The 202-nt window shown below is 38.1% G+C and carries 1 protein-coding gene; it reads left to right on the top strand.

Annotated elements, in window-relative coordinates; genetic code table 11:
- The coding region (locus DSP71_RS22585; RefSeq protein WP_220151059.1) for a hypothetical protein at positions 1–202 on the top strand (202 nt) is incomplete at both ends.

Below are 202 nucleotides of genomic sequence, written 5' to 3' on the forward strand. Positions count from 1 at the left end.
TCCCTTTTAGAATATTTTCAAACGAGTTTTTCAACTAATTGGGAAAACTCATCAATTGATCATCGCTTACCACCCATATCCATGCGGTTAGGAGGAAGTGACGAATTGTGGGTTCAAGTGGATTCTTTAAAAAACGATCGATCAATTTCTCAAGGATTCATTAATTCAGCTTTAGGTGGACCTATGGGCCTTTCGAATTTCC

This window comes from Microbacterium sp. H6 (assembly GCF_003314775.1).
GTDB lineage: Bacteria > Actinomycetota > Actinomycetes > Actinomycetales > Microbacteriaceae > Microbacterium > Microbacterium oxydans.